Consider the following 13,872-nt stretch of genomic DNA (forward strand, 5'->3'; position numbering starts at 1 on the left):
AAAGCCCCAATGAACACAGTGATCAAGGGCGGATTGGTCATCGACCAGACCGGAGAGCGCAACGCTGATGTCGTGGTCGAAGACGGGCTGGTTGTCGCGGTCGGTCCCGATCTGTCTGGCGATGAGGTCTTGGACGCTTCGGGCTGTGTGGTGGCCCCCGGCTTCGTGGATATCCACGCCCATTTGCGCCAGCCCGGCGCCGAGGAGGCCGAGACCATTGAGACCGGGAGCTGGGCCGCGGTTCGGGGCGGGTACAGCGCGGTGGTGGCCATGCCCAACACCAACCCGCCCATCGACTGCGCCGCCGTGGTCCAGGAGGTGCTGGCGCTGGGGCGCCTGGCCCCGTGCGACGTGTACACCTCTGGGGCCATCACCGTTGGCCGCAAAGGCGAGCAGCTGGCCCCCATGGCCGAGATGGCCGCGCTGGGGGTGCGGCTGTTTACCGACGACGGCAGAGGGGTCCAAGAGGCCGGGCTCATGCGCCGGGCCATGGAATACGCCGCGGGGCTGGGAGTGGTGCTGGCCCAGCACTGCGAGGTTGATTCTCTGGCCGCGGGGGGCCACATGCACGAGGGGGAGTGGTCCAGCCGCCTGGGCATTCCCGGTGTGCCTGCCGAGGCCGAGGAGCTCATGGTCATGCGGGACATCGCCCTCAGCCGCTTCACCGGCGCCCCCATCCACTTCCAACACCTGTCCACCCGGGGCTCCATCGCCATGGTGCGGGCCGCCCGTGAGGCCGGGGTGGAGGTCACCGCCGAGGCCGCCACCCACCATTTCACCCTCACCGACGAGGCTTGCGCCTCCTACGACCCGGTGTTCAAGGTCAACCCGCCCCTGCGTCCGGCTGATGATCGAGACGCGGTGCGCGAGGGTCTGGCCGACGGGGCCGTCGATGCCATCGCCACCGACCACGCCCCCCATTCTCCTGATACCAAGGAGATGCCCTTCGACCAGGCGCCACCGGGAATGCTCGGTTTGGAGACTGCCTTGGCTTTGGCACTCACCGAGCTCAACTTGCCCTTGGCCGAGGTGGTGGGGCTGCTCACCTGGCAACCCGCTGCCATCGCCGGTCTGGAGGGAGTACACGGGGCGCCGATCGCGCCCGACGGGCCGGCCAACCTGTGCGTATTCGACCCCAACGAGACATGGACTGTCGATCCCGACGCCCTGGCCAGCCGCTCCCGCAACACCCCTTACGCCGGACGCCAAGTGCGCGGCCGGGTTCGCCACACCATTGTCGGCGGCCGCCCGGTGCTGGTCGACCAGGAGATGCGGCCATGACCCGGCTGGTGCGGGCATCGGCTTTGGAGGCCACGCCATGATCCGCGAGGCGGCATTGGTGCTCAGCGACGGGGAGGTGTTCGAGGGAGAGGCCATAGGCGCGGAGCCGCCCAACGGGGTCACCTCCGGCGAGGTGGTCTTCAACACCGTGCTGACCGGTTATCAGGAGGTGATCACCGATCCGTCCTATGCCGGACAGATCATCACCTTCACCTACCCCCACATCGGCAACTACGGGGTCAATCCCGTCGATCACGAGAGCCGCCGTCCGTTCTGTCGAGGGGTGATCGTGCGGGACATGGCCCGCCGCCGCTCCAACTGGCGCTCGACCGGCGATCTTGAGGCCTTCATGGTCGATCAGGGCATTGCCGGGCTGGCCGGGGTGGACACCAGGCGGCTCACCACCCACATCCGCGACGCCGGCGCCATGCCCGGCGCCTTCGGGACCGCCTCAGAGTCCGATCTGCGGGCTGCGGCCGCGGCCGAGCCCGGCACCGATGGAGTCGACCTGGTGGCCACGGTCACCCGCCCCGAGTCGGAGTACTTCGCCACCACCCGAGATGACCGCAAGCCGCCCCACCGGGTGGTGGCCCTGGATTTCGGGCTCAAAGCCACCATCGTCCACCACCTGCGGACCATCGCCCACGTGGAGGTGGTACCAGCCCACACTGCCGCGGCCGACATTTTGGCCCTGCGGCCCGACGGGGTGTTCTTGTCCAATGGCCCTGGCGATCCCACCGCCGTCGTGGGCGCGGTCGACACCATCTCGGGCCTGTTGGGCGAGGTGCCGATCTTCGGCATCTGCCTGGGCCACCAGTTGCTGGCCGCCGCGTTGGGCGGGGAGACCTACAAGCTCCCCTTCGGCCACCACGGGGGCAACCACCCGGTGCGCAACCTGGCCACCGGCGCGGTGGAGATCACCAGCCAGAACCACAACTTCTGCGTGGCCGACAGCTCCATTCCCGGTGCCGACATCACCCACATCAACCTCAACGACCACACCGTGGAGGGATTGCGCTGCCGCGATCTGCCCGCGTTCAGCGTGCAATACCACCCCGAGGCTGGTCCCGGCCCCCACGACTCCCGGTATCTGTTCGCCCAATTCGACGATCTCATGGCCGGCCTCCCGGCCCCGGCGACCAGTCCGGCTCAGGGGCGTCTGATCGAGGGGCTGGGCCATGCCTAAGAGGACCGACATCGAGTCGATCCTTTTGATCGGATCGGGTCCTATCGTGATCGGCCAGGCCTGCGAGTTCGACTACTCCGGCACCCAGGCCTGCCGGGTGCTGCGCGACGAGGGCTACCGGGTGGTGCTGGCCAACTCCAACCCGGCGACCATCATGACCGACCCCGAGTTCGCCGACGCCACCTACGTGGAGCCCCTCAGCGCCGACGTGCTCACCGGCATCATCCACCGAGAGCAGCCCGACGTCTTGCTGCCCACCCTGGGCGGGCAGACTGCCCTGAACCTGGCCATGGAGCTGATCGAGTCGGGGGTGGTCGACAAGTACGGGGTCGAGGTGATCGGCGCCAATCAGAACGCCATCTCCACGGCCGAGGACCGGGCCAAGTTCCGCCAGGCCATGATCGACATCGGGTTGCCCGTGCCCCCCTCGGCCACTGCCCACACCCTGGACGAGGCGATGCAGGTCATGGAGCGCATCGGGCTGCCGGTGATCATCCGCCCGGCCTACATCCTGGGCGGCACCGGAACCGGCATCGCCCACACTCCTGAGCAGGGCCGGGAGATGGCCGCCCAGGGCTTGGCGGCCAGCCCCATCAGCGAGATCCTCATCGAGCAGTCGATCGCCGGCTGGAAGGAATACGAGCTGGAGGTGATGCGCGACCGGGCCGACAACTGCGTGGTGGTGTGCACCATCGAGAACCTCGACCCCATGGGGGTCCACACTGGCGACTCCATCACCGTTGCCCCGGCCCAGACCCTGTCGGATGTGGAGTACCAGGTGCTGCGGGACGCGGCCTTCGCCTGCATCCGCCGGGTGGGAGTGGAAACCGGGGGCTCCAACATCCAGTTCGCGGTGAACCCCGACAGCGGGGAGTTCGTGATCATCGAGATGAACCCGAGGGTCTCTCGGTCCTCCGCGCTGGCCTCCAAGGCCACCGGCTTCCCCATCGCCAAGATCGCGGCCCGCCTGGCAGTGGGCTACACCCTCGATGAGATTCCCAACGACATCACCGAGAAGACCCCGGCCTGTTTCGAGCCGGTCATCGACTATGTGGTCACCAAGGTGCCCCGGTGGGCGTTCGAGAAGTTCTCCGGGGTGTCGGGGGTGCTCAATACCCAGATGCAGTCGGTGGGGGAGGTCATGTCCATCGCCCGCACCTTCACCGAGTCGCTGCAAAAGGGACTGCGCTCGCTGGAATTGGGCCGCCACGGCCTCAACGCCGATCCGGGCGAGGCCGCCTACGACCCCCTCACCGACGAGGAGCTTCTGGCCGCGGCCGCGGTGCCCACCCCTGAGCGGATCTTCCAGATCGAGGCCCTGCTGCGGCGGGGGCGCACGGTGGCTGAGATTTTCGAGGCCACCAAGGTGGACCCGTGGTTCTGCGATCAGCTTCTCCAGATCACCGAGGAGCGGGCTGCGCTGACCGAGTGCGGCTTCGAGGCCATGGACTCCCGAGCGTGGAAGCGGGCCAAGCAGTTCGGGTTCTCCGACGAGCAGCTCGGCTATCTCTGGAACGTGCCGGCCGCCGAGGTCCGGTCGGCTCGTGTCGCCGCCGGAGTGGAGGCCACGTTCAAGACGGTGGATACCTGCTCGGCCGAGTTCGAGGCCGAGACCCCGTACCACTACTCCACCTATGAGGACGTCAGCGAGGTCGAGCCCTCCGATCGGGCCAAGGTGATCATCTTGGGGTCGGGTCCCAATCGGATCGGCCAGGGGATCGAGTTCGACTACTGCTGCGTCCACGCCTGCTTCGCGCTGTCGGAAGCCGGCTACGAGACCATCATGGTCAACTGCAACCCGGAGACGGTGTCCACCGACTACGACACCAGCGACCGCCTGTATTTCGAGCCCCTGACCGAAGAGGACGTCCTCAACGTGATCGACGCCGAGCTCCGGTCGTCGCAGATCGCGGGCGGCCCCGGCATTGCCGGGATCGTGGTGTCGCTCGGCGGCCAGACGCCGCTCAAGCTGGCCGGTATGCTGCCCGACGGACTGGTGGTGGGCACGAGCCCCGAGAGCATCGATCTGGCCGAGGACCGGGAGCGGTGGAATGCCCTGTGTGCCCGCCTCGACATCCCCCAGCCGGCCGGGGGCATCGCGGCCACCACCGACGAGGCCCTGGCGGTGGCCGACCGCATCGGCTACCCCGTGCTGGTGCGGCCCTCCTATGTGCTGGGGGGCCGGGCCATGGTGATCGTCTACACCGACGACGATCTGCGAGACGCCATGGCCGAGATGGCCGCCTCCGGCTCGTTGGGCCGGGAGGGAGGGCTGTCGGCTGAGCGGCCGGTGCTGATCGACCGCTTCTTGGAGGACGCCACCGAGGTGGACGTGGACGCCATCCGAGACATGTACGGAGAGGTGCTCATCGGCGGGGTGATGGAGCACGTGGAGGAGGCCGGCGTCCACTCGGGCGATAGCGCCTGCATGCTGCCGCCGGTCCACCTCTCCGAGGCCACCGTGGCCCTGCTGGAGCGCCACGTGAAGGACATCGCCCGCGCGTTGGACGTGGTCGGGCTCATCAACGTGCAGTTCGCGGTCAAGCAATACGGCATCGGCGCGGCCGACCAGGTGTTCGTGCTGGAGGCCAACCCCCGGGCGTCTCGTACCGTGCCGTTTGTGGCCAAGGCCACCGGGGTTCCCTTGGTGAAGGTGGCCACCCGGGTCATGATGGGCGCCAGCCTGGCCGACCTGCGCCAAGAGGGGCTGCTGAGGCGTCGGGCCAGCGGCGACCACATCTCGGTGAAGGAGGCGGTCCTGCCGTTCAGCCGATTCCCCGAGGCCGACGCCATCTTGGGGCCGGAGATGAAGTCCACCGGCGAGGTCATGGGCATCGACCTGCGCCCCGGCCTGGCCTTCGCCAAAAGCCAGATCGCCGCGGGGGCCCCGCTGCCCAGCTATGGCACGGTGCTGATGTCGATGGCCGACCGGGACAAACCGGCCGGGGTGGAGATGGCCCAGGTGTTCACCAGCCTGGGCCTGACCGTGGCGGCCACGTCGGGCACTGCGGCGGCGCTGTCCGACGCCGGCGTTCCGGTGTCGGAGGTGGTGGCCAAAGTGGGCGAGGCAGGCACCGACGTGGTGGAGCTGATCGACAGCGGTCGGGTGAGCCTGGTGGTCAACACCCCGAGGGGCCGGGGATCGCGGGCCGATGGCGACCACATCCGCCGGGCGGCCAGCCGCAACCGGGTGCCGCTTTTGACCACCGCCTCAGCCGGTTTGGCCGCTGCCGACGGCATGGCCGACTGGGCCCGCCACCAGCTGCGAGTCCGGACCCTTCAGGAGTACCACCGCGGGGTGACCAGCGATCAGCTGGCTCTCGATCTGTGAGCTCAACTCGATGAGACGGGGCGAACCGAAGCCGGCGTTAGAAACTGCTATCGGCTCGGTTCGGTTGTCCAACCCGGTGATGACCGCCTCGGGCACGGTGGGCCACGGAACCGAGTTGGCCCGCTATCTGGATCTCTCCGAACTGGGCGCGGTGGTGGTCAAGTCTCTCGCCCCCTATGAGTGGCCCGGCAACCCCCCGCCTCGGGTCCACCCGATTCCCGCGGGGATGATCAACAGCGTGGGCCTGCAAGGCCCCGGCCTGCCCCGATGGCTGGCCGAGGAGCTGCCGGTGCTGGCCGAAGCCGGCGCCCGGGTAGTGGCATCGATCTGGGGGCGCACCCTGGACGACTACGCGGCCGCCGCCGACCTGCTGGCGACCGCCGGCAGCCCGGCGATGGAGGCGGTGGTGGCAGTGGAGGTCAACGTCTCCTGTCCCAACCTGGAGGATCGAGGGCGCATGTTCTCGCACTCCGCGGCCATGACCCGGGCCGCGCTGACGGCTACCGAAGCCTGTGGCCTTCCCCGGTGGGCCAAGCTCAGCGCCACCGGCGACCTGGTGGAGATTGCCGGCGCTGCGGTGGACGGCGGTGCCTCGGCCCTCACCCTGATCAACACCCTGCTGGGCATGGTGATCGACACCGAGGCCCGCAAACCCCTGCTCGGAGCCGGCGGGGGAGGAGTGTCGGGCCGGGCTATGGGCCCGGTGGCGGTGAGATCGGTCTTCGATGTGTACGCCGCCCTGCCCGACGTGCCCATCATCGGAGTGGGGGGCATCGCCTCGGGCGCCGATGCGGTGGAGATGATTATGGCCGGCGCCTGTGCGGTGCAGGTGGGCACCGCCACGTTCGCCGACCCCCGGGCCCCGGCCAAGGTCCTGAGGGAACTGGCCCGCTGGTGCACTGCCCACGGCATCAGTCGATTGGACGATCTGATTGGAGCAGCCCATGAGTAAGACAACGCGCGATCCCCGCTTGGCCATCGTGTTAGACGTGGACGATCTGAATTTCGCCTGTTTGATGGCCGATGCCGTTCACCCCTGGATGGGAGTGGCCAAAGTTGGGCTCGAGCTGTTCGCCGCTGCCGGACCAGACGTGGTTCGGGCGATGAGCGATCGGGGCTACGAGGTATTCGCCGACCTCAAGTTCCATGACATTCCCACCACAGTGGGCCGGGCCGCGGCGAAGGTGGGCCGAACCGGAGCCCGCTGGCTCACCGTCCACACCGTCGGCGGGGCCGACATGCTGCGGGCCGGGGTGGAGGGTCTGGCCGAAGGCAGCGACGGTGCCGCCCAAGTTTTGGGAGTGACCATTCTGACCAGCGACGCCGACCGGTCCCGGGGTGTGCTTGAAGAGCGGGTGGCGCTAGCCCAAGATGCCGGTTGCGGTGGCGTCATCTGCTCAGCCGCCGATATCGGAGTGGTCAATGAAGTCGCGCCTGAGCTGAAGCGCGTGGTGCCCGGCATCCGGCTCCCCGACTCGAGTCACGACGATCAGGCCAGTGTGGCTACGCCTGCGGCGGCCATCGCCGCGGGGGCCTCGATCCTGGTTGTCGGCCGGACAGTGACCGCCGACGTTCAAGGATTGACCATTCACTCAGATCATCTGGCCAAGGCGCTGGCCGAAATGGCCGACAGAGCCCGGCTGGTCGCGACCGGCATCAGCCATCTGTAGCCACAACTTCCCCAATATCCCCAACAAGACTTGCAGGTCAAACTACAATGGTGTAATGGCAGGACCCCCACAACTGACAGCAGAACAGCGCCAAGCGGCGTTGGCCAAGGCTGGCGAGGTGCGCCGCAAGCGGGCCGAAGTCAAAGCCATGCTCAAGATGAGGTCAATTTCGCTTTCCGACCTGCTCGAACAGGCGGAAACCGATGAGGTGGTCGCCGGAACCAAAGTGCTCGCCGTCCTGGAATCCCTTCCAGGCATGGGCAAGGTTCGGGCCCGCAGGATGATGGACGAGATCGGCATTGCCGACAGCCGTCGCATTCGCGGGCTGGGCGACCAGCAACGGGCCTCGTTGCTGGCGCGCTGCGGCGACTAGATCAACCTCTGATAATCGTGCTGTCCGGCCCCGGTGGGGTCGGTAAAGGGACAATCGCGGCTGCTCTTGTGGCCGCAGATCCCAAATTATGGCTGAGTCGCTCGTGGACCACGCGTGCCCGTCGTCCCGGCGAGCCGGAAACGGCCTATGTGTTTGCCGACGAGGCTGAGTTTCGGGCCAAGGCCGCCGAGGGGGGCTTTGTAGAATGGGCGGAGATCGCCGGCAACCTCTACGGAACCCCTCAGCCTGATGCCCCGGCCGGTTGCGACGTGTTGTTGGAGATCGATGTCCAAGGCGCGGCCCAGGTGCGGGAGAACCGTCCCGAAGCCCTGTGCATTTTCGTCGAGGCGCCTTCGGCCGCCGAGCAGGAATCCCGTCTGCGGGGCCGGGGCGATCCCGAGAGCCACATCGCCAAGCGGCTGGCCCTGGCCGACTCCGAGCGAATCCTGGCGTATGAGCTCAATGCGGTTCACGTCGTCAACGACAGCCTCGCTGAGGCGGTGGCCGCAATCGGCGCTCTTATCGAAGAAGCCCGCCAAGAGCGGTGTGACAATGACGATTAAGTCAGCCCGTCCTGATATCATTTACCCGCTCTCCCCAGACTCTTGGGAAGAAGGCTGCACGCAATAGATGGCTCGCCAGAAAAGGGCTGCACAGATGTCTGAACAGCACGACACCATGATGTATCCGACCATCGAGGAGCTCTTGGGCCGTACCGACTCCAAGTTCCGCCTGGTGACTCTGGGAGCACTGCGGGCCTGTCAGATCAACTCCTATTTCGGCCAGCTTGGCGAGGGATTGGGCGCCATGGTCCCACCCCAGGTGCTGACCATGTCGCGCAAGCCCCTGTCCATCGCCTTCGAGGAGATCGCGTCCGACAAGATCATCGCCACCGATCCTCCAGAGGTCACCGAAGAGGAGGCTTTGGCCGACTCTATGATCCCCACCGGCGAAGCCAATCTCGAGCAGGCCGATCTGGACGACGCTGGTGCAGACGGGGCCGATCTGGACTCAGCGTCCTGACAAACCCATGAATTCGCTCGCCGGCAAGCGAATCGTGCTGGGCGTGAGCGGGGGGATCGCGGCGTACAAGGCAGTAGAGGTCTGCCGTCGGCTGATGGACGCCGGTGCTCACGTGGCTCCGGTGCTCACCAAGGGTGCCACCCGGTTCGTGGGCCGGGCCACCTTCGACGCGCTGGCCTCCGAGCGCACCCAGATGAGCCTGTTCGACGAGGACGACCCCATTCCCCACACCACTTTGGGCCAGACGGCCGACTGCGTGGTCGTCGCCCCGGCCACCGCCCGGGTGATCGGCGCCTATGCCGCGGGCATAAGCTCCGACCTGCTGACCGCCACCCTCATCGCCACCCGGGCCCCCGTGGTTATCTGCCCGGCCATGCACACCGAGATGTGGGAGCACCCGGCCGTGGCCGACAACATCGCCACCCTGGTCGAGCGGGGTGTCCACATAGTGGGGCCGGAATCGGGTCGCCTGGCGGGAGGCGACGAGGGCGCTGGAAGGCTCAGCTCGCCGGAAGACATTGTGGCCGGCGTGACCCAAGTGCTAGGTGCCGGCCGCGGACTTCAAGACATGGCTGGCCTGTCGGTGGTGGTCACCGCGGGAGGCACTAGGGAGCCCATCGACCCGGTGCGCTTTATCGGCAACCGTTCCTCGGGCAAGCAGGGGTATGCCTTTGCCGACGAGGCCGCCGGCCGAGGGGCCGAGGTGACCATCGTCTCCACCGTGGACCGCCCTGGACCATCGGGCGCGACCGTGGTGAGAGTTGACACCGCAGAGGAGATGGCCGTGGCTACCACGAAGGCGGCGGCAAACGCCGATGTGGTGATCATGGCGGCGGCGGTGGCCGATTTCCGCCCGGTCGACCCGGCCGGAGTGAAGCTCAAAAAGCGCGACGGGGTTCCGGCTATCGAACTGGAGCCCACCGCCGACATCTTGGCCGCGCTGGGGGCGTCCAAGCCCAGGGGCCAGATACTGGTGGGATTCGCCGCTGAAACCTGCGATGTGGCCGACAACGCCGCGGCAAAGCTCAATGGCAAGGCCGCCGACTACATCGTGGCCAATGACGTGACGGCCGACAACGCCGGCTTCGCCCATGACACCAACGAGGTGCTGGTGCTAGCTTCAGACGGCCGAATTCACCCGGTCGGCCTGCGCTCCAAGCGCCAGGTGGCCCAAGCAGTGCTCGACCTCGTGGTGGCCGATCGAGACGCCCGAGCAGGCAAGCAGGAGAACCAATGAGCCAATGGTCAAACACCCGTTACCGGTTCACGTCTGAGTCGGTCACCGGTGGCCACCCCGACAAGATCGCCGATCAGATTTCCGACGGGGTGCTGGATGCCCTGCTCAAGGTGGACACCGGCTGCCGGGTGGCGTGTGAGACCCTGGTGACCACCGGTCTGGTGGTGGTGGCCGGGGAGATATCCACCGAGGGCTACATCGACATCCCCCGCGTGGTGCGCGACACCATCACCGGGATCGGTTACGACCGGGAGGACTACGGGTTCGACGGCAACACCTGCGGCGTGATGGTGTCCATCGACGACCAGTCGCCCGACATTGCCCAGGGAGTGGACCGGCTCGACCCGCTGGAGCAGGGCGCCGGCGACCAGGGGATGATGTTCGGCTTCGCCTGCGATGAGACCCCCGAGCTGATGCCCCTGCCCATCCACATCGCCCACCGGATGGTGGAGCGCCTGACCGAGGTTCGCCGCTCGGGGTGTGTGCCCTACCTGCGGCCCGACGGCAAGAGCCAGGTGACCTTCGAGTACGAGGGCACCAGGGCAGTGGGCCTGACCACCGTGCTGATGTCGGCCCACCACCGCGACGGGACCGATCTGGCGGAGATGAAAGACGATCTCAAAGAGCAGGTCATCGACCCGGCGGTTCCCGAGCAGTTCCGCGACGACGACTACGAGGTGCTGGTCAACCCCACCGGCAAGTTCGTGAGGGGCGGTCCGGTGGCCGACGCCGGGCTGACCGGGCGCAAGATCATCGTGGACACCTACGGGGGCATGGCCCGCCACGGCGGGGGTGCCTTCTCCGGCAAGGATCCCAGCAAGGTGGACCGCTCCGCGGCCTACGCCGCCCGCTGGGTGGCCAAGAACGTGGTGGCCGCCGGCGCGGCCTCCCGCTGCGAGGTGCAGGTGTCCTACGCCATCGGCATCGCCCGCCCGGTGTCGGTGATGGTGGAGACCTTCGGCACCGAGACGGTGGACCCGGCCAAAATCAGCCACGAGGTGAACGAGATCTTCGATTTGCGGCCCGCAGCCATCACCCGAGACTTGGAGCTGCTCCGGCCCATCTACGCCCAGACCGCAGCCTATGGCCATTTCGGGCGCAGCCCCGACAGCACGTTCACCTGGGAGCGCACCGACCGGGTAGACGACCTCCGCTCCGCCCTGGGCCTCTAGCAGCCTTGGCCTTTTGAACGTTCGGGTTCTGACCGACGTTGTTGCCGTAGACCGCGAGTTCACGTATTCGGTTCCCGAGGGCTGGGCCGACGACCCCCGGTTCGGGGTGGGGGCCATGGTTCGAGTGGTGCTGCACGGTCGCCGGGTGGGGGGCTGGATCACCGAGGTGGGCGTGGAGTCCCCCGAAGGGGTGAAGCTCACCCCGCTGGCCAAACTCAGCAGTTTGGGACCCGACCGCAGTCTCATCGACTTGAGCGAATGGGCGGCCTGGCGCTGGTCTGGTCGGCGGGCCCACTTCTTGCGGACCGCTTCGCCTCCCCGAGTGGTGGCTGAGCTTCCCCGGCCGTCGCGCTCCCGCATGGTGTCTTCGGGCGATCATGCCGATCTGTTCGAGGGGGAGGGTGCCACCCTGCGCCAAGGGCCCGCAGACGACCCGCTGCCCATCGCACTGGCCGCCGCGTCCCGAGGCCAGGCGCTGATCTTGATGCCCGACCACAACCGGGCTGATGAGCTGACCAGGCAGTTGACCAGGGAAGGGGCATGGGCGGTTAGATACCCGGATGGCTGGGCCGCGGCCGCCGCGGGGGCCACTGTCATCGGCACAGTGTCGGCCGCGTGGGCGCCGGCGCCGGATTTGGCCGCGGTGTTGGTGATCGATGAGCACGACGAGTCGTACCGCTCGGAGTCGGCCCCCACATGGAGCGGTCGGGATGTTGCCATCGAGCGGGCCCGACGAGCGGGCGTGCCCTGCGTGCTGATGTCGGCGGTGCCCAGCCTGGAGGCGCTGCGGTCCCGGCCGGTGATGCGCCCATCGCGGGATGTCGAGCGGGCCAGTTGGCCGCTGGTAGAGGTGGTGGACCGCCGCGGTGAGGACCCGGGGCGGGCCGGCCTCTATTCCCCGAAGCTGGTTCAGGCACTGCGCGACGGCAACCAGGCGGCCTGCGTGTTGAACCGTCGGGGCCGGGCCCTGCTGCTGGCCTGTCACCTGTGCGGCGAGTTGGCCGTCTGCACCGAATGCGGTTCGTCGATGCGCCAGACCGACGACAAGCAGTTGGTGTGCCGTGCTGCCGGCCATGTCCGCCCCATCGTGTGCCCGGAGTGCGGCAGCACCAAGATGCGCAACCTGCGAGTCGGGGTCAAGCGGGTCCGCGAGGAGGTGGAGGCGCTGGTTCGCACGCCGGTGGCCGAGGTCACCAGCAGCGGGTATCTCGGCCCGCCCACCGCCCGAGTGGTGGTCGGCACCGAGGCGGTGCTGCACCTAGGCCGCCCGTTCGACGTGGTCTCCTTCTTGGAATTCGACCAAGAGCTGCTGGCCCCCCGATTCCGAGCTCGGGAGCAGGCCCTGGCCCTCATCGCCCGAGCTGCCCGAATCGCCGGCCCCCGCGACGATGGGGGAAAGATCGTGCTGCAAACCCGTCTGCCCGACGACCCCGTCGTGCAGGCTGCGCTCCGGGCCGATCCGGCGCTGTTGGCCCGCGCCGAGCGAGATCGCCGCCATGAGCTGAGCCTGCCTCCCTACGGGGCCATTGCCGTGGTCTCCGGCCCGATGGCCGGGGAGTTCATGGAGCGCTTCGGCACCCCGCTGGGCGTCCAGATCGCCCCTGACCTCGGTGGGCAATTCTTCCTGCGGGCCCCCGACTACGACACCCTCTGCAACGCTCTCGCCTCAGTGGAGCGCCCCTCTGGCCGCCTCCGCATCGACGTCGACCCCATCAGAGCGATCTAGTCGCGGTTGCGACCCTCCAAGGTCGAAATCCGCTCCCCATCGTCCTTTAGCCTGTCATTGGTGCGCTCGGTGGAGCGATTCAATCTGGCCTCAAGGCTGTCGAGGCGATGCTCGATGCGTCGCAGATAGAAGCCGAGGATGCTGACAATGCTCGCCCCATAAACGCTCAGCATGACAGTTGTGGTGACATCCATATTCGTTTGTCTTTCCTGCTGGATGCGCCTCGGGGGAAGCCTTCTCACTGTAGCCCAGGGACACGAAAATTTGTCTCAGGTTTGCGGCCGAATCTCCAGGATTCGGTAGCCCCGGCGGGAGCTGAGCCGGGTGGTGGGCCAGCCCTTTTGGTTGAGCCACCGGGCCAGCGAGTCGGAGCCCAGGTTCTTGTTCACCACGAGGTAGGCCCGCCCGTCCTCAGTCAGCCGGCCCAGCCAGGTCCCCAATACCTTGTGGAGAGCGGCCTTGCCGATGCGGATGGGCGGGTTGGAGTAGATGGCGGTAAGGCGCACGCCGGAGGCCACGTCGTCGGGAAGGCACACCGTGGCATCGGATCGGCCGCAGCGGTCGAGATTGGCCCGGCACAGCTCCAGCGCCCGGGGGTTCACATCGATGGCCCACAGCGGTGCTTGCGGCGCCCATTGGCCCAGCGCCACCGCAATCGGTCCGTATCCGCAGCCCAGGTCCAGCAGCGGGCCCTGTTGGGGGGGTCGGGGCGCCTCGGCTAAGAGATATCGGGTGCCGAAGTCCACCTCGTCAGCCGCGAACACCCCCCGGTCGGTGGCCAGCTCCACATCCAGGTCTCCCACCCGCAAACGGGCACTTCCCGGCCGGCGCTTTCCGCCCGGCGAGGCGCTGTAGTAGTGCGAGTCGCCCACG

Annotated in this window: 13 protein-coding genes; 11 read left to right on the top strand and 2 right to left on the bottom strand. The window is 67.7% G+C overall.

Going from position 1 to position 13,872, the window contains the following annotated elements:
- Window positions 1-9: 9 nt before the first annotated feature.
- The 11 genes from ACOGI7_RS02730 (at window position 10) to ACOGI7_RS02780 (ending at window position 12,999) form a co-directional block, all read left to right on the top strand.
- Window positions 10-1,281 (top strand): dihydroorotase, encoded by a 1,272-nt coding sequence (locus tag ACOGI7_RS02730; protein WP_419850397.1) that lies wholly within the window; start codon window positions 10-12, stop codon window positions 1,279-1,281.
- A 37-nt stretch (window positions 1,282-1,318) separates the two neighbouring features.
- Window positions 1,319-2,467 carry a glutamine-hydrolyzing carbamoyl-phosphate synthase small subunit gene (gene carA / locus ACOGI7_RS02735; protein ID WP_419850398.1) on the top strand — a complete coding sequence of 383 codons (1,149 nt, stop codon included), beginning with the start codon at window positions 1,319-1,321 and terminating at the stop codon, window positions 2,465-2,467.
- Window positions 2,460-5,798, top strand: coding sequence for a carbamoyl-phosphate synthase large subunit (gene carB, locus ACOGI7_RS02740; RefSeq protein ID WP_419850399.1), 3,339 nt, complete (start codon window positions 2,460-2,462; stop codon window positions 5,796-5,798). The genes carA and carB overlap by 8 nt, the downstream gene beginning before the upstream one ends.
- A gap of 10 nt (window positions 5,799-5,808) precedes the next feature.
- Window positions 5,809-6,750: a dihydroorotate dehydrogenase gene (locus ACOGI7_RS02745; protein WP_419850400.1), complete on the top strand. Its 942-nt coding sequence runs from the start codon at window positions 5,809-5,811 to the stop codon at window positions 6,748-6,750.
- Window positions 6,743-7,468, top strand: a complete 726-nt coding sequence (gene pyrF / locus ACOGI7_RS02750) for an orotidine-5'-phosphate decarboxylase (protein WP_419850401.1) — start codon at window positions 6,743-6,745, stop codon at window positions 7,466-7,468. The genes ACOGI7_RS02745 and pyrF overlap by 8 nt, the downstream gene beginning before the upstream one ends.
- Window positions 7,469-7,523: 55 nt before the next feature.
- Window positions 7,524-7,841, top strand: a complete 318-nt coding sequence (gene mihF, locus ACOGI7_RS02755; protein ID WP_419850402.1) for an integration host factor, actinobacterial type — start codon at window positions 7,524-7,526, stop codon at window positions 7,839-7,841.
- Window positions 7,842-7,858: 17 nt separating this feature from the next.
- Complete coding sequence (locus ACOGI7_RS02760) at window positions 7,859-8,404, top strand: guanylate kinase (protein ID WP_419850403.1); 546 nt, start codon at window positions 7,859-7,861, stop codon at window positions 8,402-8,404.
- 94 nt (window positions 8,405-8,498) lie between these two features.
- The gene (rpoZ, locus tag ACOGI7_RS02765; protein WP_419850404.1) at window positions 8,499-8,864 is read left to right on the top strand and encodes a DNA-directed RNA polymerase subunit omega; all 366 of its coding nucleotides are present in this window, start codon (window positions 8,499-8,501) and stop codon (window positions 8,862-8,864) included.
- A gap of 7 nt (window positions 8,865-8,871) precedes the next feature.
- Entirely contained in the window at window positions 8,872-10,101 is a 1,230-nt protein-coding gene (gene coaBC / locus ACOGI7_RS02770; RefSeq protein WP_419850405.1) for a bifunctional phosphopantothenoylcysteine decarboxylase/phosphopantothenate--cysteine ligase CoaBC, read from the top strand.
- On the top strand, window positions 10,098-11,273 hold the full coding sequence (metK, locus tag ACOGI7_RS02775; RefSeq protein WP_419850406.1) for a methionine adenosyltransferase: 1,176 nt from the start codon (window positions 10,098-10,100) through the stop codon (window positions 11,271-11,273). Before coaBC ends, metK begins: the two co-directional genes overlap by 4 nt.
- A 13-nt stretch (window positions 11,274-11,286) precedes the next feature.
- Window positions 11,287-12,999 (top strand): hypothetical protein, encoded by a 1,713-nt coding sequence (locus tag ACOGI7_RS02780; RefSeq protein ID WP_419850407.1) that lies wholly within the window; start codon window positions 11,287-11,289, stop codon window positions 12,997-12,999.
- On the opposite strand, the gene ACOGI7_RS02785 is transcribed toward ACOGI7_RS02780, so the two are convergent.
- On the bottom strand, window positions 12,996-13,193 hold the full coding sequence (locus ACOGI7_RS02785; RefSeq protein WP_419850408.1) for a hypothetical protein: 198 nt from the start codon (window positions 13,191-13,193) through the stop codon (window positions 12,996-12,998). The two genes, ACOGI7_RS02780 and ACOGI7_RS02785, sit on opposite strands and share 4 nt — an antisense overlap.
- A gap of 75 nt (window positions 13,194-13,268) precedes the next feature.
- On the bottom strand, window positions 13,269-13,871 hold the full coding sequence (locus ACOGI7_RS02790; RefSeq protein ID WP_419850409.1) for a class I SAM-dependent methyltransferase: 603 nt from the start codon (window positions 13,869-13,871) through the stop codon (window positions 13,269-13,271).
- Between the last annotated feature and the right edge of the window lies 1 nt (window position 13,872).

The sequence above is a fragment of the Candidatus Poriferisocius sp. genome (assembly GCF_965204145.1).
GTDB lineage: Bacteria > Actinomycetota > Acidimicrobiia > Acidimicrobiales > Bin134 > Poriferisocius.